The sequence below is a fragment of the Gimesia fumaroli genome (assembly GCF_007754425.1).
GTDB classification, from domain to species: Bacteria; Planctomycetota; Planctomycetia; order Planctomycetales; family Planctomycetaceae; genus Gimesia; species Gimesia fumaroli.
Genome location: NZ_CP037452.1, coordinates 1,736,029 through 1,755,304 on the forward strand (window position 1 = coordinate 1,736,029; position 19,276 = coordinate 1,755,304).

The following is a 19,276-nucleotide window of genomic DNA, read 5'->3' on the forward strand; positions in this document are numbered from 1 at the left end:
AGGTTAAGCGAAACGCCTAGTGTGAAACTACATCATTGTATTTTTATGCGAATTGTTTCGCAAGTGGATTTCTAATTCTTTTTGGGTAGCGGCTCCGTAGCCGGATTCTTTTCCGGTTGCCGAACCGCTAGTTCATCGGCATCGTACAGCCGAATTCTTGCACCATAGGTCAGAATTTCAACCATTTTCTGCTGCTGGTCAACATTTAATGTGCGAATATTGGAATCGACGGGGGCTTCCCATGTCAGGAGATTTTTTCCCGATTGTTTATTCAGGGCGTGTAAATGGAAAATATTGGTGTGGCGATTTCCCACACGTCTGTATTCGCGTGCGACCAGCAAAATCACTGGCAGCAGATTTTGCTGGTTGAGCACTAGATGCTGGTTTTTTATTTTCTGGTCCCATATTCGCTTTCCGGTCTGGCGATCATAGACATACAGCGTCCCATTAATGGGAATCGAAGGGACGTTGACTGAGATTGAATTGCGCGCTGAGGTATGGCCGACCAGGTAGATGTGGTCGTTGTCAGTGACCAGGTAGAACTTCTTATGGCTTTTGAGTTCTTCCTGAGTGAGCGATTCCAGAGACGATTTTTTTCCTGTTCTCAGGTCAACAATTTCGATTTCCCCTTTAGGGCTCAAGACAGAGAGGTAGTGCTGGTTGAACAGTCCGAATTGAGAATTCGGTGGGAAGTCGATGCTCCAGTTTTGTTCCTTCGACTCCGAATGAAAACGGTAGACCGCGGTTTGCCCTGGTTTCTGATCAGGGCGTTTTTTGTCATTGGGAGATGAGATCGAAACGAACGCCGTTTCTCCTTGATAGATTGCGTGTTGGAGATCATCACCCACCTCTGAGACGGGAACGGGTTGACCGTCGCTGACTCGCAGAATTTTTTTGGTAACACGGTCTCTGGTAACGAGGTAGATCAGGTGGTCGTCTCCCAGAACTCTGGTTTCATTGTCGACGTTTTCATGAGTCCAACGCACTTTTCCGGTTCTCGTATCGACCAGAATAATTTTGCGGCGGCTATAGAAGCAGGTGTAATCGGCATTGGCGGCAGCAATCATTCCAACATTGCGAACCGCGATGGAGGGGTGATGACGATGCAGCAGTGTGGTTACCGATTCCATTGAAGCAGGAGTCAATCGATACGCGTTGGAGATGTAACGATTTGTCTGTTTCTTATCCAGCCTCTGACTCCAGACCAGCTTTTGACTTACCAGGTCAATGAGGTGTAGCATATCCCGATGTTGCAGAATCAGGTTATGGCCGACCACTTCGCTTTCATTGAAACCGGGTGAGTGGTTCAGGTCAGAGGATCGCAGCGGAGTTGACCAGATCAGGCGATTGCCATCAGGCGTGAAAATCGTGAGTCGATTCTGTTTTGAGTCTACGGACAGCGTTTTCGTCTGGAAGAATGGCAGGCTGGATGCACTGGTATTCAACGTGATTTCCGGAGTGGAATAATAACGGACCGGGTTGCTGACGATCAGTTTTAAGTTCTGTGGCTGCCAGGGTTTCTGTTTGTCTTGTTCCGCATCAACCTGCGGGATCTGTTGTCTTTGTTCCAGGAATTGGCGGAGTGTCTGGTTATCTGAAACCAGGAGAGTTGGATCGTATTCTGTCAGTTGGGTCCGGTAGTATTCTGCATCCTGATACAGTTGAAATTTAAGGCAAAGTTCCATCATGCGAGCCAGCCCGCGTGCTGTCAGTTGTGGCTGTTTTCGTTTTGTCAGTCGTTTGAGCCAAAGTTCGGTTTCATAGAAGTTTTCGGAGTTCATGGAAGTCGCGATGACTTGTTCTAAGACCGGAACCGATGCTTCATGAAATTGAAACTGCTGCAGAAAGCGTTCCTGTTGCTGCTGATTCAGGCTTAAAACCTGTTGGGCTCTTTGAGCGATCTGGTGGGAAAACTGATCACGGTCTGTTGGTGTGGCGCGCTTCCAGAGATCAGCTGCCTGTCCTGCAATCCAAGAGTCAATTTGTGTTTCAGTAGCCGCTGTCTGGAAGAAGGTTTCTTCCGGTGCTTGTGCCAGCTCCAGGATTAAGGCAATCGCTTCGTTGAATTGTTGTCTGGCTGTATAGCGTTCAATCAAGAGCCTCTGTAGTTCAATGCGTTCGCTGTCTGAGCTGACTTGTTGCTTGAGTTGCGCGACAAGATCATCGTGTTGCTGGAAATCTGATCGAATCTGGGACGACAGACCATTGATGATCAGTTTATGAAGTTGATCATGATGTTGGGCCGGTAGTTGTGTTCGGTCAATTTGTTTTAGTTTGACAAGCGCTTCCGGGTAGGAATGGCTCATCATCAGCATTTGAGATTCTTTTAAGAGTGCAATGGGGTCTTGAGTGTTTTGTCGTTTGATGTCCGCAATTTGAGCCTCGAATGTCTGTTTTTGTTCATAGCTGACCAGGCCTGTTGCACTCAATGAGAGGAATTGACCATTTTGAATGATCAGGTTGCCCAGAGGCTGATTCTGGTTTTCGTTAAACAGTTTGTTGAGAACCTTCCCCGTTTTGACATCCAGAGTCCAGACCTGACCACTTTGCAGGGGGATGTGCAGGCGTTGGTCAGCAATGACTGCCAATCCGGACGGGGCGCCTGCTGCGCTTCCAAATCCTGTATTCCAGTCCGTTTTTCCCGTCTCCAGTGAAATCGCGGTCGCACCATTTGTTCCTACCAGCAGGATCTGGTTATCGACCACACCGGCCAGGTAGAGCGAGGTTTCTTTTGCTCTTTTCGCCCAGCTCGGGGATCCCGTGATCAAGTCCAGGCAAACCAGAGTTTCACTATCCGGTGGCGTATAAATTACCTTGTTACCGGAAATGACGGGAGCGGAAGGGCACCAGCGTTGATTAAGTGGTTCAAATGAAGTTTGCTGGATACGATTGAATCGCTGGTTTGTGCTATGGGAGCTGTTGGCTTCATATTGGGTTGACCAGAGGATTGAGTGGTTCAAGCGGTCAATGGCTGTTAATAATCCAATCGTAGTAGGGCAGACGATGACTCCCTGATCGATGGCAACGGGAGCAATCCACCAGCGCCGGACCATATCCAGAGAAATGTCCTGTTCAGGATTACCGATTTGCTGTGACCAGAGTTCTTCTCCGGTCTGTGGGTTCAGTGCATAAAGGCGAATTTCCCGGTCCCGTTCTCCAACGACAAATAATTCGTTGTCAGACGGAGTCGGGGCGCCCATGAAAAAAGTGCCGGCAAGTGGCAAATCAAAGGGTTCATCGAACCTGGTGCCACCGATCTTCCACTTTTGTTGTCCAGTCTGGAGGTCATAGGCCACTATTTGGGTTGAAGACCAGGAATCGGCTTCGACCTCACCTCTTCTCAGGTTTCGGCGAAATCGATTCAGGTTGCTGGCAAAACTGCCTCCCCCAAGATTCAGCTGCATCCCTTCCAGTACATAGAGTTGCCGTTCATCACTGCTTTGGCTGCCCCAGTTGGCATTTCGATAGACCAGATTTGTTAAAGTGTGTGAGTCAGGGTTGGTTCCATTGTAGACTGAAAACGAACCATTCCTCGGCTCCGAACCAAACAGTCCGCGTGCCTGAGGCGCATTCAGGCCTTTCAATTGTGCAGCGATAAATGATTCTTCGGGTGAGTTCTCCAAGGCCGACTCCCATAGCGGGGCGCCGGTCAGAGCGTCCAGGACCTGAATGCCTCTGAGGGTACGGAAAACAATTTTTCCCTGTGTGGCTAACGGAGGGAGTGCAGGAATTGTCGCTCGGCCTGCGCTGGCGAGATCTTCCTGAATCAGTTTGAGCTGTGTCTGCAACGAATGATTTGAAGTCAGCGGGAATGACCAGCGGGGAATGAGTAATGGATCTGCCGGTTTGGCACGAGCAGCATGGCTGGGGGAGCCAAACACCATCGGCCATTCATCCAGTAGTAGATTGGTAGCCAGGTTCAGATCCTGTAGTTGATTCAACCACTTTTGGGGTGTTTCAAAAGTGCCCCCGATATTGATTGGTTTTTCAACCAGCGAAGCACCTCCAGGGGAATTGAACAGCTCTGCGATGAGTGGTTCTTTTCCGGTCTGCTTGAAGATAAAAGCGGCCTTTGTTTTCCAGTGTGGAGTGTCAGTGACTGGTGCGTGTGATTTTAGCAGACGCTGCAGATATTGTTCGGCTAAGCCAAATTCGCCACGTTCCATATGATAGGACATCAGGTAGTTCATGGCCTGCATGCCGGGCTGTGTGCCAGAGAAGCGGGTGGCAATTTCAGCATAGCTTTCCGGAGGGGCGTGATTTTGTCTGGCATCATTCAGCAGTTTTTCAGCGAGTGCCTCATATTGGCGGTTGAATCGTTCACGTTGTTCGACCGGCAGGAGTTCCAGAAGTTGGTAAATCAATTCGCGATCGGTGATCAGTGATCGTTCGCCGGAGACGTGGACGGGAAGGTTCAGGCTGTTTTCCAGCATCAATTGCAGTTTATCGCGTGCGGCGTCCCATTGTTTATCGTCGATCAGTTTTCTGACGGTTTTAAATCGGCGTTCCTGTTCCAGGTCCTGGGGAAAGCGGTAATAGCCGGGAGTTCGCTTGATGACAGGTGCCTTGGCCTGTTGCCCTGGTGCTGGTTTGGCGCCACCAAACCAGCCTTGAATGATTTTCTTTAGTGGATTCAGCGGGTTTTGGTTTGGCGCCTGTTTTTGTGCGTTTGGCTGGAAAGGGTTCTTTTCCTCTGCTTGCTCGTCCGCCTGGAGATTGAGAGCAGAGGGCATCGTGAGGCAGGTTATGACGATAAGGACAATAGTCCGGTTTAGAATGATTGAATGCATCAACTCAGCCTTTTGGTCGCCTGGCAGATAATAATGGGATCAAAGCTTCCTCGTCTGCGGTTAGCAGGGAGGCGGCCCTGATTAAAACATCGGGGGCTCAGTATGTTCTCGAAAACTCTTTTTCTATTCTACAGCCAGTTTTCTTTGAGCCAATACGTAATCTGATGGATTCTAGGACTCTTTATTTTTGCAGGGAGGATCTCAGGTTGGTGCATCAGAGTTGAAAATGGATGTGTTCTGATGTATCCTTCCCTAAGGCCTGTGATTAAGTGAATCCGCGGAGAGCAGTGGGTTTCTGGCAGGAGAAATCAAAAAAAACAGTCAGTCTTGCGACTTTCAACCAAGATAGGGGGGGGAATCGGTTGCAGATTTGCTTGCGGGAAGTTATTTTTGCACGCTTCAACTATTGCAGACTAGCCGAGTACCAGCCGGAATTCCGGCTGGAGTCGCTTCAGTTGTCCCTTGCCAGAGGTGATTTGTGATGAATCGCTCTGATGGTGTTTCAAGAAAATAAGCACAATGCAGAGGGGGACGCATGTTGGATTTCAGCCATTACAATTTAATAGTGTCAAGTTATAGATTCAAAAGTCTTTAATGGAAGAGTGGATCAAGGCCTGGTGCCAGATCACTATTCGAGGAATGTTGGGAAATGTCAGACGATTTTGTATTGCCGAGAATCAGTGCTTTCAAACGGGATAAACTGGGATCAATCGAAAGCCGCCGTATTCGCCGGGCTGGTCGGGTACCGGCTGTCGTGTATGGTCATGAGCAGGAACCTGCTCATGTGTGTGTGGAAGACCACGATCTCCAGAATCTGATTAAGAACCGTGAACGCGTTTTTGAGATTGACGTAGATGGTCAGGTCGAAGAAACCATGCTGCGGGAATTGCAGTGGGATACATTTGGAACTCAGGTTCTGCATGTGGATTTGATTCGGATCAATGCTTCAGAACGCGTGACAGTTGAAGTGCCTGTCCGATTGCGTGGAACCTCGCCTGGTGTCGTGTCAGGGGGGATTCTGGAGCAGCCTCTGCACACTCTTGAACTCGACTGTCTGGCTCATAATATTCCTGACGATCTTCCTGTGCGTATCAATGCATTGGAGATCGGCGACGCGATTCATGTCAGTGATGTTGAAGTGCCTCGTGGCTCCAAGATCCATAATGAGGGAGATCAGGTTGTTGTGCATGTGATTGCAGCTCAGCCGGAAGAAGCTGAAGCCGAAGTTTCTGATGCTGCAGCTGAATCTGGTGAGGCAGCTGAATCAGCGGCTGAATAGTGAATCAATAGATTAAGTGGTGGATGACCTGACAGGGTGATGCTGTGAAAGTGGTCGTAGGACTGGGAAATCCCGGTAAGCAATACGAGCGAACGCGGCATAATGTTGGGTTTGACGTTTTGTCTCAGTTGGTAGAGTGGCACGGCGTGTCCGGGTTTAAAAGCCAGTTTGAGGCGGAAGTCGGTGAGTTTTCCTTTGCGGGGGAAAAAGTGTTACTGGTTGCTCCGCAAACGTTTATGAATTTAAGTGGTCGCAGTGTTGCGGCATTAGTGAAGTTTTTCAAATTGCCTTCCACCGATGTGATGGTGATTTGTGATGATATGAATTTACCTGTCGGTCGTCTCCGAATGCGGGGAGCAGGTTCGGCCGGTGGTCAAAAAGGATTGCAGGACATTATCCAGAAGTTGGGTACTCAGGATGTGCCCCGTTTGAGAATCGGTGTGGGGCGACCTCCTGCCGGATTTCCAGCTGCGGATTATGTTTTAGGGCGTTTTCGATCTAAAAAAGATCTGGAACTGATCCCGCAAGCAGTGGACGCTGCTGCCAAAGGGGTTGAGTGCTGGGTTCAAAATGGTCTTGAAATTGCCATGAATCAGGTAAATGCACCTGAATGATGATATCCCGGTTTGCTTTAAAGCCGGCAACGATAAAAATGAAAATAATGGGAATCTGATTGTCATCTGGCCAACAGAGGGCCAAATTATTCCGGGAGAAAAGTCTTGTCTGTAGCAGAGAAAAAAGCGGTTATGGTAAATTACGAAGGAATGTTCCTGTTAGACAGTGGTAAATTTGCCGCTGACCATGAAGGGACGATTGCTCACTTAATGGAAATTCTGGAAAAAGCAGGTGCTGAGATTGTGGCACACCGTCCGTGGCAGGATGGCAAGCTGGCTTATGAGATTGAAGGCCACATGAAAGGTCTGCATTATCTGGTCTACTTCACAATGCCTGGGAGCGGGATGGATGTGATCACCCGGTCTTGCCACCTGAGTGATATTGTCATTCGTCAGATGGTGATTAAGCAGCCTCAAACCTTGTTTGATGCCATGGTTTCTGCAATTGATCCTTCATCGGCTCCTGAAGATGCAACGGCAGAAGCAAAAGAGTCTGGCAGCAGCGAAACTGCTGAAGTCGACGCAGATTATGATGCCATTGATGATGATGACGAAGACTAAGTCTTTGTTATTCTCTTGTTGTATCTGACTCAGATCTTCCGAGATATTCAAACTCAAACCATTCATTTTCAGGGAGGCCGATGATGGCCAGTTTCAATAAAGTCATTCTCGTCGGTAACCTAACACGTGACCCACAGGTGCGTTATACACCGGGGGGAAGTGCCGTTGCTGAGATTGGACTTGCCGTGAATCGGAGTTGGTTTGACAAGAATTCCAATTCACGCAAGGAAGAGACCACATTTGTGGACGTGACTTTATGGGGGCGGACGGCGGAAGTTGCCAGCGAATACCTGACTAAGGGACGTTCGGTACTGATTGAAGGTCGTTTGCAATTGGATCAGTGGGATGACAAAGAATCAGGCCAGAAACGGAGTAAGCTCAAGGTTGTTGGCGAGAATATGACGATGTTGGGCGGACGGGGCGAGTCTGGCGGTGGTGGCGGAGCTCCTTCTGGTGGTGGAGGCCATGCCTCTCGAGGAAATGCTCCTTCGCAAGGCGGGGCTTCCAGTGCCGCGGATTCCTTTTATGATAACGCGCCCGGCGGGGGAATGCCTGATGATGATGTGCCTTTCTAACAGGGCAGCATGGTCAAACGGTTTGTGAGATAAAGTAACAGTTTTAATTGAAACGATTGTATATAACAGAAAATTACGGAAGTGATTGATAATGGTTCGCAAACAACGTAACACCTCAGTCGTCGGTAGTTCCAAGTCGTCTATCGAGGTTTTGCTGGCAGAAAAAGTTGACAGTCTGGGTGACCAGGGTGATATTGTTCGGGTGAAACCCGGATATGCTCGTAATTTTTTATTGCCCTATGGTCTGGCTACCATTGCCACTGATCATAACAAGTGGATGGTGGTTCAACACCAGAAGCGGATGGCTGAGCTGGAAAAAGACCGTCTGAAGTCCTTGAAAGGTCTGGCTGACAAACTCAGTAAGCACAGCGTCACGATGGAAGCCAATGCCAATGAAGAAGGCCATCTTTATGGGTCGATCGTTGCCGTTGATATCAGCAAATCACTCAAAGAAGGTGGTTTCGATGTTCCTACTGACAGCATTCGTCTGGAAGGTCCGCTGAAAGAATTGGGGATGTATACCGTCAAACTGCAGTTGCATGATAAGGTGAAGACCGAAGTCAAAGTCTGGGTCGTGCCCACAGCAGAAAAAAGCTAAGCCCGTCTGGCAAACAGGTTTTGCCAGTCTGAGCTTCCCGTATAACAGAGAGGTCCGGTATATTGCCGGACCTCTTTTAGTTTTATATGATTGAAGCGACAGAGCGGTTTTGAATTTCGGTTGCCTGAGTCTTAAGGCAATCGTTTTTCATGAGAGATCTCATTTCTAACGTCTACAGTGCCAGGGGATGGTCATGTCAGTTGCCGGGAAAGGAAATTTTCGCCGCCCGAAACAGGAATCCGTAGAGGAGTTGTTCGGGAAAGTTCCCCCTCAGAACCTGGATGCCGAGAAAGCGGTTTTAGGCAGTATTCTCCTGGATAATATTGTGATTGATGATCTGGTGCAGATCGTCAAGGCCAATCATTTTTACAGCGATAAGAACGCGCGCATTTTTTCAGCGATTCTCAGACTGCATGATGCCGGCGTTCGCGGTATTGACGCGGTGACAATCGCCGAAGAGCTTGATTCCAAAGGAGAGTTGGCCGAGGCAGGCGATGTTCTGTATCTGCATGAAATTCTGGAAAGTGTCCCCCACGCGGCCCACGCAGAATATTATGCCAAAATTGTTCGAGATAAATCGGTTCAACGCACGCTCATTCATTCCTGTACCGAAATTATCCGGGAAAGTTATGCCCCCCAGGGAGACACTCTGGATGTTTTAAACAAGGCCGAGCAGAGCATCTTCAGCATTCTGGAACAGCAGGGTGAGGGCGACAAGATCGACATCAAAGACATTCTGATGGATGCCTTCGATCGGATTCATGAACGCTCGCAAAAAGAGGGGATGCTGACTGGTTTGACGACTGGTTTTATCGATTTGGATACGCAGATCAATGGTTTTCAGCCATCGGAATTGATCATCCTGGCGGCACGCCCGAGTATGGGAAAAACCGCGTTGGTCTGTAACTTTGCGGAAGCCGCCGCCGATGAGGGAGAGACGGCGACAATCATCTTCAGTCTGGAACAATCCAAACTTGAATTAGCAGAACGTTTGTTGTGTATTCGTTCGGGCGTCAATGGCCACTCATTGCGGGCCGGGGATCTGGAAGACGACGAGCGTCATCGACTGATGGAGGCTTCTTCCGAGATTAGCGAAATGCCTTTGTTTATCGATGACAAACCAGGACGCACGATTCAGGAAATCAGCGCGATATGTCGTCGTTTAAAACGGCTGAGCAATCTGGGGTTGATTATCATCGACTATCTGCAGTTGATCGAACCTGAAGACAAAACTATGCCGCGAGAACAACAGATTGCCCAGATCACGCGCCGTCTGAAAGGGCTGTGTAAAGAGTTGAACGTGCCGATTATCGCTTTGGCACAGTTAAACCGTGGAGTGGAATTGCGAGAAGACAAACGACCCCGTCTGGCTGACTTGCGTGAAAGTGGGGCAATCGAACAGGACGCTGACCTGATCATGTTCCTGCACCGTCCGGATAAATACGACCCTGAAGATTCTCCGGGGTTGGCAGAAGTGGTCGTCGCGAAGCATCGTAGTGGTCCGACCGGGATTATTAATCTGACTTGGAAGGCTTCTTCAATGCGGTTTGCCAACTATGCCAATCTGGATGTCCCCGAAGGGGGCTACATGGGAGACGGCGGCGGCTTCGGGTAGTCTCGAAGCGTGCAACTCTACCCTGGCTTAATCTCTCAGCCACCGAGTAACTGGTGGGCTTCGTGGATTGAATCTCTCAGACTTTCTCCGAGCGCTTCGAGGTCTGATTCCTGGAGATTTAAAAAGCAGAGGATTTCCGGATCAATGGTTTCTGTTTCTACTGTGCGTGTATAGCCTTCATGGATCTGGGCAGCGAGGATGTCAGCAACATGGACGATTGCCGGAAGACAGCGGTCAGTTTCGGAAAGTTCCATAGGATGATGGTGGTAGCGAACGACACGTTCAAAATGCGGGGGGAACTTCCATTCTCTACAGGTGATGGCACCGAATAATTCATGTGTCGCGCCGAGTACCTGTTCTTCGGCCTGGCGAAATGTGGTGTCTTGTTCGTGACTTACGATGCCGATGATTTCCACGAACTCCTGATGATTGGCCTGCATCTCAACCATAATACCAATATCGTGAATCAGGCCGGCCAGAAAGACTTCATCGGGGTCTCCGTATCCACTTATGACAGAGAGTTCTCGTGCGCAGATGGCAACCGCGACAGAATGAGCCCAGAGATCACAGGGATCAAAATCGGTCCCGATGCGGTTTGATTTGAAGACTTTGTTTAAGCTGGTGGCGATCGCAATATTCTTAATCGCGTTCAGACCTAACAGAACGATGGCACGATCGATGGAGCCGATCTGTTGCGGGAAGCCATAATACGAGGAATTGACGACTTTGAGGATGCAGGCACTCAGCGCAGGATCGTTGACAATAATTTGCCTGAGATCATCCGTCGTAGATTCCGGTTCAGCAACGAGGTTCATGATTTGATGAGCGACCGCAGGTAGCGTTGCAATATTTTTGATTTTATGGAACGACGATTCCACGATGGGGGGAAAGTCGTTCGGTTTATCAGTTTTTGTTTCTGTCTGAATCATTGATGTTATCCTGGTTGATTTTTTTCGAATCCTGAGTTTTCTGTACTATGATGATGTGGCCTGCATTTCGGATGGATTGTTAGTCCAATCGATGTGCGCCCCGAAGAGAGTCTGGATTTCCGTTGCCAGACGTGGTTCGGAGAACAAGTAACCTTGCCCGTATTCGCAGCCCAATGCCTGGAGGAGGATCAGCTGTTCGGTATCAGTGATTCCTTCGGCGACAACCTGTAATTCAAGATTATCTGCCAGAGTGAGAATCGCTTGGAGAAGTGCCGCGTAGTCGCGGACATGTTTGGCATTGACCACAAAAGAACGGTCGATCTTGAGGACATCCAGCGGGAATTCGTGCAGGCAGGATAAAGACGAATGGCCTGTGCCAAAGTCGTCCATGTCGACCTTGATCCCAATTTTTCTAAGCTCTTTCAAGATGGGAATAAACGTTTTTTGATCTTCCATAATCAGGCTTTCGGTGACTTCCAGATGCAGTTGCTTTGGTGGAATTTCATGTTTTTCAATGACCTGTCTGACGGTATGAGTCAGTTTCGGGTCAAGTAATTGTCTGCGCGAGACGTTGACGTGCATAAAGCCTGGTGCATCGTCGCCAAATGTCTGTTTCCATTCTGCGAATTGCCGGCAGGCTTCGTTGAGACACCATTCTCCGATGGCACTGATCAAGCCGGTCTCTTCAGCAACGGGAATAAAATCGTCAGGGCTGATCATTCCCCGCTCAGGATGTTCCCAGCGGACTAATGCCTCGAGCCCTTCGAGCTTTCCTGATTCCAGTGAGACGATGGGTTGATAGAACAGTGCAAATTCATTCTGTGCGATTGCTGTCCGTAGATCACCTTCGAGTCGCAATCGGTATTGTGCTTTTTCCCGCATCGTTTGATCAAAGACCAGGTAGCTGCCATACCCGGCCGCTTTTGCTTTGTACATTGCCACGTCAGCATCGCGAATCATGTCGCTGGCCGTTTGATATTGATATTCACTGGTAACCACGCCGATACTTGCCGTTGAATAAACCGTATGCGTTCCTAACTGATAGCTTTTAGAAAAGACATCCAGCAAGCGTTCAGCCACTACGGTTGCATCTGAGAGGTTGGTGAGTCTGTTGAGCAGAACGACAAATTCATCGCCTCCCAGTCGGGCTGGCTTGATCTGGTCGGTGCCTCGTAACGTGTTGCTCAACCTCTGGGCGATTTCCTTTAAGAGTTCATCTCCCATGTCATGCCCCAGGCTGTCATTGATCAGTTTGAATCGATCAAAGTCCAGAAACAGTAATGCAAAATGATGGTCTGGTCCGCGGTCGATTGCACTTTGAATGGAATCCAGAATGGAGGCCCGGTTGGGCAGCCCGGTCAGGGAATCATTGTATGCTTGCGTCTGTAACTGGCCCATTAACTTTTTTCGGTCGCTGATTTCAATCCGCAGGGTGAAGTAGCTGATGGTTTTGTCATCTTCATCCAGCATCGGTACGATTGTCGTATCCACCCAGTAGAGTGATCCGTCTTTGGCGCGGTTGCAGATTTCGCCATGCCAGATCTTGTTTTGTTCTACAGTCGCATACAATTCTTCGAAAAATTCATCCGGATGATGCGCTGAGAGAATCATGTTATGGTTCTGCCCCACAAGTTCATCATGAGAATAGCCAGAGATTTTGCAAAAGTTGTCGTTGGCTTCCAGTATGGTCCCATCCAGGTCAATCATTGCGACAATACCAGCCGCATCAACAGCCTTGCGGAATGCAGCCAGTTGGCGGTTTTTAACTCCGACGGACTGCTGCAATTCGGTGAGTTTTACCTCTGCTTTTCTAGCCAGATCCCATTTTTCTGTGAGTGAAGAAGCCAGCTGACGCACTTCCACATTATCAAATGGTTTTTTCAGGATGAGCCAGCGGTCCATACAGCCGAGCTGTTTTGACATTTCGGTCCAGTTGTAATCGTTGTACGCGGTGCAGATGACAATCAGCAGGTCTGGATCGACTTCCCAGAGGTGACTGACGGTTTCGATGCCATCCCAGCCGGGAGGCATGCGAATGTCAACAAATGCCATCGCATAAGGGCAGCCTTTCTGAATCGACTGGGTCACTTTTTCCAGGCCTTCCCTTCCTTGTGAGGCGGTGTCCACTTCGAAAGAAAGTTCGTTCGATGTGGCTTCCTGCTCACCAAAAAAGGCAGCGTAGGAATCACTGGTTTTGGTTGACTTTGCACTACCTGTCAGGATTTTCTTGAAGTCATCGTGGATGGCTTCGTTGTCATCAATGACGAGGATGCGTCGGTTACGTGTGTCGTTTAATTCGTACATAGAAATGTTCCTGCCTTCTGGTACGGGATTTCGAGGGTAAAGGTAGAACCTGTTCCCGGGCCATCGCTGGTGGCGGCCAGGCTCCCGCCCAGTTCTTCTGCGGTCAGAATGGCACTATGGAGACCGAAGCCATGGCCTTCTTTACGTGTGGTAAATCCGTGCGAGAAGATTTTTGTCAGGTTTTCGGCAGTGATTCCCATCCCGTTGTCCTGCACCTCAATCGCGATGCGATCATTTTCTCTGCGTTTCAAGCGGACTGTGATTTGATGTTTTTGGTGTCCACTTTCAATACAGGCGTATTTTGCGTTGCTGATCAGGTTAACAACAATTTGCAATAACAGTTGCTTGTCTGAAACGATCTTTCCAATTTCATCAAAATTCAGAGTAATCTTTACGGAATGCCGCTCCATGGAAGCGGTATTGATGTTGATAGCGTCTTCCAGAAGTTCAACCAGGGAAAATTCTTCAACGATCCCCGCGGCGCCTTTGGCGTTCTTTTGTTGCGATGCCACGACAGCCTTGATGTGATCAATATTTCTGATCAGGGAATTGACTTCTTCAAGAATCTCTTCTTCTTCTGTTGAGATCTGATTGCTCACATCGATCAGGAATCGCGGCAGGTGTTTTCCTCGATTATCCCGGGTGACATAATCGCCGATGTCATCCAGGTGCTGTTCCATGACATCGATGGCTTTGGTCAAATTATTCGTACTGGACTTGAGAACGTTATCCTGGATTAAACCTGCAGAGACATTGACACTGTTGAGGACGTTGCCCACATTGTGCAGGACACTGGTTGCAATTTCCGCCTTACCTGCCTGGTGAGCCGTTTCGATGAGCTGCTTTGATACATTTCGGAGCGAAGTGATATAGATATAACAGACGGCAAACAGGACTCCGCCTACAATCACTCCTACAAAGAGCAACAAGCCTGCCATTTTGTGTAATTCCGCAGTTTGTAGTGTGATGTCTTTCATGATCACGAGGCTACCGACCCGTTGATTGCTGGCATCCATCAGTGGCATGATTCCACCGCGGTATAATTTACCAGTGGACTGATCGGTGAGTGATACTTGTCTGTTTTTATTACCACTGGCATCAATCAAGGGGAGCAAATTCGGTGGCACTGTTTCGATGGTCTTATCGATGATGACGAAATTTGAAAGTAGGTCCCAGTCTCCTGTATGGCCCAGAATCTGGAGTCCTTTTTCCCATAGCGCTCGATTGAGATACTCTTTTTCGATGGCGAACACGACCTGGACTCCCAGAATATCTGACAGCTTGGGGGTGATGTGTTCAATTTCTTCGCCCAACTCAATGTAGCCGACGTGTTTACCGTCGACAAACCAGGGTTGAACGACGCGAAGCGTGAAGTGTCCAAACTTTCCCAGTTCAATGCCGTAGGTTATTTTGCCTGTTGTCGCGACCTGGTTCATCGTTTGCCGATTGATGGTATCGCCAAATTGTGTGGGGCGATGCACTCTCAGAAAGCAGGTCTGATCAAGATCAATAAAGTAAAAGTGGGTAACTCGGTTTGACCTGTTGATTTTTTCATAAATCGGTGCTGCCTGTCGCAACAGTTCTTCTCGGTCTTTAGAAAGCCAGGCTTGCTGAAGTTTTTCATTGTCGATGAGGAACTGTTGAAAGCCGATCAGCAGAGAAGCATCTTCATCGAGTTGATTTGCCAGAACCTGTTGTGCGCCTTTTACCCGGGCTGATACATCGGCATCAATCGCCTGATGGTCCTGCCAGTACATTCCAAACAGGCCACAACCCAGAATCACCATCATCGCCAGGACTACAGGGATCAGAATGCGCACTTTCAGATTGTGATACAGTCGGGCCGGGGGTAATAAGCTGTGTTGCCTGGCACCTTTTTTCAAATCACTTGATTGGGTTTGTTGTTGTGTAGAATCTTTTTCCTGATTGGACACTTTACTATTCCCGCTTTTCTTCTCTCTTTGGATTTGTTTTTGAGTCAAACTGAATTTTGAACCAGCCAGAACTCCTTTACCAGATCACGGTTTTCTACTAGTAAAATTTCATCAGAACCAAAACAGGTTCTCTATCGAGAGATATATTTCGGTGATGTCTCTGGCATGCATCTCATGGAATCGTCTGTTGCCCCGACATAGGTGTACGCGCTCTGTTTGCTGATAGGGTTTTACTTTCGCACTGGAAAATGCGGTTCGAGTTCATTGCCGATTTCCTTCCAGATGCCATCAAAACATATGTTGCATTTGAGCTACAGAGGCTAAGGATCTATTTTTTTAGGCTACCTGGTGTGTACTGCGTCGGTAGAATCGCAATAACCGAAACCACAAAGGCGCAGGCTGAAGTGATCTCCCTCCATTTGATGCATTGAAAATAGGGGAGGTATTTGAGGCGAGAGGAATGGCTGATGGTGCGTTTTGTTCAGCGTGTCTCTTCAGGCTAGTGAACCTGACGCGTTATATTTTGGTGAAAGGAAATTCAAGAAACGCGAGCCGATGTTCCCGTTCTTTTGCGTTCCGTCATGAAGCCCATGTGCAAACAGGCGAGTCTGAATTGAGTTCAGGCCCGCCTGTATTTTGTGCGTTTCATGATGTCGAAAAGAGAAAGACTTATTCTTCTTCGTCTTTCTCACCAGCAGTGGTAGGAGCAAAACCACGACGCATTGTATTTTCGGTGACATTGACGGGAACGACAAACTGCAGCAGGTAGTCCGGACCTCCGGTTTTGTTGCCGATGCCAGACATTTTAAAGCCGCCAAATGGATGGCGTTCGACCATCGCACCGGTAATATTTCGGTTCAGATAAATATTGCCTGCCACGAGTTCCATTTTCGCTTTCTGCAGATGGGCGGGGCTGCGGCTGAAGATGCCTGCCGTGAGTGCATAAGGCGTGTCATTGGCGATTGAAATCGCTTCTTCAAAATCTTCTGCTTTCATCACCGCCAGCACAGGTCCGAAAATTTCTTCCACGGCAATCTGGCAGGATGAGTCTACGTCCGTGAAAATGTGAGGACCGACGTAGTAGCCTTCTTCGTCGAGGTCTGTTGTTTCACAGGCGAGTGCAAGCGTCGCTTCCTCTTTGCCGATTTCAATGTATTCCAGAATTCGTTGTTTCGCATCTTCATCAATCACGGGACCGACAATTGTGCCTGGTTCTTCGGCGGGACCGATTTTCAAGCTTTTTGTTGCTTCCACAAGACGCTTCACAAACGTATCGTGAATGGATTCCAGCACGATGACGCGCGAACAGGCTGAGCATTTCTGGCCGGCGTAGTTGAACGCGGAATGGATTACCCCCAGAACGGCTTCGTCGAGATCAGCATCGTCGTCGACGATAATGGCATTTTTGCCACCCATCTCAGCGATGACCCGTTTCACCATCTTCTGGCGAATGTCTGTTTCTGAAGCTGTTTCATTAATCGAAAGACCAACATCGCGTGAGCCGGTGAAGGTGATCATTTCCACGTCAGGGCTGCCGACGAGTTCGGGGCCGACTTCTTCTCCGATACCTGGCAGAAAGTTAACAACACCATCAGGAATGCCTGATTCGTGAATCAGATCCATTAATTTTGCGGCAACAATCGATGACTGCTCGGCGGGTTTCATCACGACGGTATTTCCGGTGACTAATGCGGCGGCGGTCATGCCGGTCAAGATCGCCAGCGGGAAGTTCCAGGGGGCAATTACCGCAACGGTTCCGCGGGGGCGATAGAAGTAAACGTTTTCTTCGCCGGGAACGTCGCAGTGCAGGGGCTCAGACATTTTACGCATTTGGTCGGCGTAGTACATGCAGAAGTCAATGGCTTCCGCGACATCGGCGTCCGCTTCTTCCCAGGGCTTTCCACATTCGTAAACCATCCAGGCAGCCAGTTCAAACCGTTTGCGTCGCATATTGGCGGCAATCAGTTCCAGATATTCGGACCGGTACTGCGGTTCTGTCTTTGACCATCCCGGAAATGCACGACGGGCAGCATCAATGGCGTCGATCGCGTCGTCGGCAGACGCGGAAGAGACGACTCCCAGCGATTCTGAGCGATGCGATGGATTGCGCGAGGTGATAGTGGCTTTGGTGTCGATGGCGCGACCGTTGATGAGGAGCGGGTATTCTTTACCAAACTGATCGGCGACGGACTCCAGAGCTTCCTGCATCTGTGTGCGTGATTCTTCCAGGCTGAAGTCAATCAATGGTTCATTCTGGAAGCGACTTGTTTCTTCAGAATCTTTCTTAGCGGTTGATTGCTTGGCGTGGTCGGACGGGTTCATCATCAATGTCTCCAGGTTGACGTGCTCGGTAAAGCTTTGTCGAAGGAATGAGTCGTTAGAAGTGTTTTCCAGCAATCGCCTGACCAGATAGGCCATGCCGGGAATGAGTTCGCCGAATGGCGTGTAAATACGGACGCGGTGTCCCATTTCTGCAAAGACCTGTGCCTGTTCTTTCCCCATGCCATACAGCATCTGGATTTCATAAGCAGAAGGAGGAACATCCAGTTCATGTGCGACTGCGATCGCATGGGCCAGGCTACGCATGTTGTGACTGCCGAATGCGGGACGCAGCCATTGGTGATTTTGCAGAAGCGTTTGTGTCAGTTTTTCAAAGTTGGCATCCGATTCCCACTTATCCTGAAACACAGGGATCGGCCAGTGGCGATACTGAGATGTGATCGTTTCATAATCCCAGTACGCGCCTTTGACGAGTCTGATCCAGATAGGCGTTTTTCGTTTCTTGACCCATTTCAAGAGGTCCGCCAGGTCTTGTTCGGCTGCCGGCTGATAGGCCTGGATGACAATGCCGACGTTGTCAAAGTCGCGGAACTCTTTTTCCATCAGCGTCTGTTTGAAGATTTCCAGCGTCAATGGTTTATAGGAATTCTGTTCCATATCGACGTGCAGATACGCATCGTACTTCATTGCACTTCGTAGTAGGGTTCTCAAGCGAGGCTGGACCGTGGCCATGGTGCCGACCGGGTCGGTAGGCTTGAACTGGCTGCAGAGCGCCGACAGTTTGATAGAAACGTTGGTTCTGGGGAGATGCCCCTGGTTGTCCCAGTCGAGTTGTACGTTTTCGGACCATTTTTTGACGCGGGGCGCCAGGCCTTTGATCAGATCCAGATAGGATTGAAGATATGCCTCGGCTTCCGCTTCACTGATGACGGCTTCCCCCAACAGGTCGAGCGTGTAGGCAAAGTTTTCATTCCTGAGCCGATCGACTGTGCGGTGAACTTCTTCCACTGTGGACCCGGCGATAAAACGACTGGCCATCCGACGCGCATTGGAGCGGGCGTTCAAGGCCAGGGCACGTCCCAATACGGAGTTGGGCTGTGATAATTCCAGGCCGATGCGGGCTGCCCAGGGAAGATGCTTGCGGACATCTTCAAAGTATTCCTGCAGATGCCTGACGATGGATTCATGCGAGCGGAGCATCGGCAAAACGTCCACAAAGCGGAACATTTGCACTTTGACGGATTCGTCAGCCATCGCCCAGGAGAGAATCCGGTCATCCCACCAGCGTTTTTCAAACATGGTCGGCTCGCGACGTTCCAGCAGGCCCCAAATCTGCTGGCCGAGCTCCTGTGTTCGCTGCTCAAATTTTTGATTCAGGCTTGAAGACGCTTTTTTTCGTGCCACTTATGTAACCTGCCTCTGAGTGCAGTCTGCACTTTCTGTATTGCAATGATGTTTTGTCTGAGTCCACAGGCCAAGGGAGTTCAATGGATAAACGGCTTTGATTACTGACATCCTGTCACTCATTGTCTTACGAAAACACTCAATTGAGTGTTGGATCTGGCCTCGTATCATTAAATGAACCGCTGGCAGCCCATTTATTCGCTGTATGTTGTTAACTGGGAAGCAGGTTAACAAATCCGAATAGGCGAGGTAAGTGTTGAGAGGAAGTCAATCAGAACTTTTCTGGTCTCACAGGCGAGAATCAGACTTGTCAGCATGCTGGGAAGCTTTATTCTTAAGGAAATTATAAAATTAAGAAATACGGTGTTTCTTCATCTTTGGTTGCATTGATGT

The 19,276-nt window shown here is 49.1% G+C and carries 11 protein-coding genes; 6 read left to right on the plus strand and 5 right to left on the minus strand.

Translation table 11 applies throughout. The features are described from left to right. Positions 1 to 71 precede the first annotated feature (71 nt). The gene (locus Enr17x_RS06680) at positions 72 to 4,790 is read right to left on the minus strand and encodes a PQQ-binding-like beta-propeller repeat protein (protein ID WP_145307071.1); all 4,719 of its coding nucleotides are present in this window, start codon (positions 4,788 to 4,790) and stop codon (positions 72 to 74) included. A 649-nt stretch (positions 4,791 to 5,439) separates the two neighbouring features. Between Enr17x_RS06680 and Enr17x_RS06685 the strand changes: the two genes are divergently transcribed. The 6 genes from Enr17x_RS06685 (at position 5,440) to dnaB (ending at position 10,032) form a co-directional block, all read left to right on the plus strand. Next, positions 5,440 to 6,069, plus strand: coding sequence for a 50S ribosomal protein L25 (locus Enr17x_RS06685; RefSeq protein ID WP_145307074.1), 630 nt, complete (start codon positions 5,440 to 5,442; stop codon positions 6,067 to 6,069). Positions 6,070 to 6,113: 44 nt separating this feature from the next. After that, positions 6,114 to 6,683 (plus strand): aminoacyl-tRNA hydrolase, encoded by a 570-nt coding sequence (gene pth / locus Enr17x_RS06690; protein WP_145307077.1) that lies wholly within the window; start codon positions 6,114 to 6,116, stop codon positions 6,681 to 6,683. Positions 6,684 to 6,815: 132 nt separating this feature from the next. Continuing rightward, on the plus strand, positions 6,816 to 7,244 hold the full coding sequence (rpsF, locus tag Enr17x_RS06695) for a 30S ribosomal protein S6 (protein WP_232100977.1): 429 nt from the start codon (positions 6,816 to 6,818) through the stop codon (positions 7,242 to 7,244). A gap of 83 nt (positions 7,245 to 7,327) precedes the next feature. Beyond that, positions 7,328 to 7,819 carry a single-stranded DNA-binding protein gene (ssb, locus tag Enr17x_RS06700; protein WP_145313940.1) on the plus strand — a complete coding sequence of 164 codons (492 nt, stop codon included), beginning with the start codon at positions 7,328 to 7,330 and terminating at the stop codon, positions 7,817 to 7,819. A 91-nt stretch (positions 7,820 to 7,910) separates the two neighbouring features. Further along, entirely contained in the window at positions 7,911 to 8,417 is a 507-nt protein-coding gene (gene rplI, locus Enr17x_RS06705; RefSeq protein WP_145307080.1) for a 50S ribosomal protein L9, read from the plus strand. 193 nt (positions 8,418 to 8,610) lie between these two features. Then, positions 8,611 to 10,032 (plus strand): replicative DNA helicase, encoded by a 1,422-nt coding sequence (gene dnaB, locus Enr17x_RS06710; protein ID WP_145307082.1) that lies wholly within the window; start codon positions 8,611 to 8,613, stop codon positions 10,030 to 10,032. A gap of 35 nt (positions 10,033 to 10,067) precedes the next feature. Here dnaB and Enr17x_RS06715 read toward each other — a convergent pair whose 3' ends face one another. From Enr17x_RS06715 to pruA, 4 genes are all read right to left on the minus strand, one after another. After that, positions 10,068 to 10,961: an HDOD domain-containing protein gene (locus Enr17x_RS06715; protein WP_145307084.1), complete on the minus strand. Its 894-nt coding sequence runs from the start codon at positions 10,959 to 10,961 to the stop codon at positions 10,068 to 10,070. Between the two features lie 45 nt (positions 10,962 to 11,006). After that, positions 11,007 to 13,265: a two-component system response regulator gene (locus Enr17x_RS06720; RefSeq protein WP_145307086.1), complete on the minus strand. Its 2,259-nt coding sequence runs from the start codon at positions 13,263 to 13,265 to the stop codon at positions 11,007 to 11,009. Further along, complete coding sequence (locus Enr17x_RS06725) at positions 13,253 to 15,199, minus strand: ATP-binding protein (RefSeq protein ID WP_145307089.1); 1,947 nt, start codon at positions 15,197 to 15,199, stop codon at positions 13,253 to 13,255. The genes Enr17x_RS06720 and Enr17x_RS06725 overlap by 13 nt, the downstream gene beginning before the upstream one ends. Before the next feature lie 669 nt (positions 15,200 to 15,868). Next, a complete protein-coding gene (gene pruA, locus Enr17x_RS06730) occupies positions 15,869 to 18,883 on the minus strand; it encodes an L-glutamate gamma-semialdehyde dehydrogenase (protein WP_145307092.1) in 3,015 nt (1,004 codons plus the stop codon). Between the last annotated feature and the right edge of the window lie 393 nt (positions 18,884 to 19,276).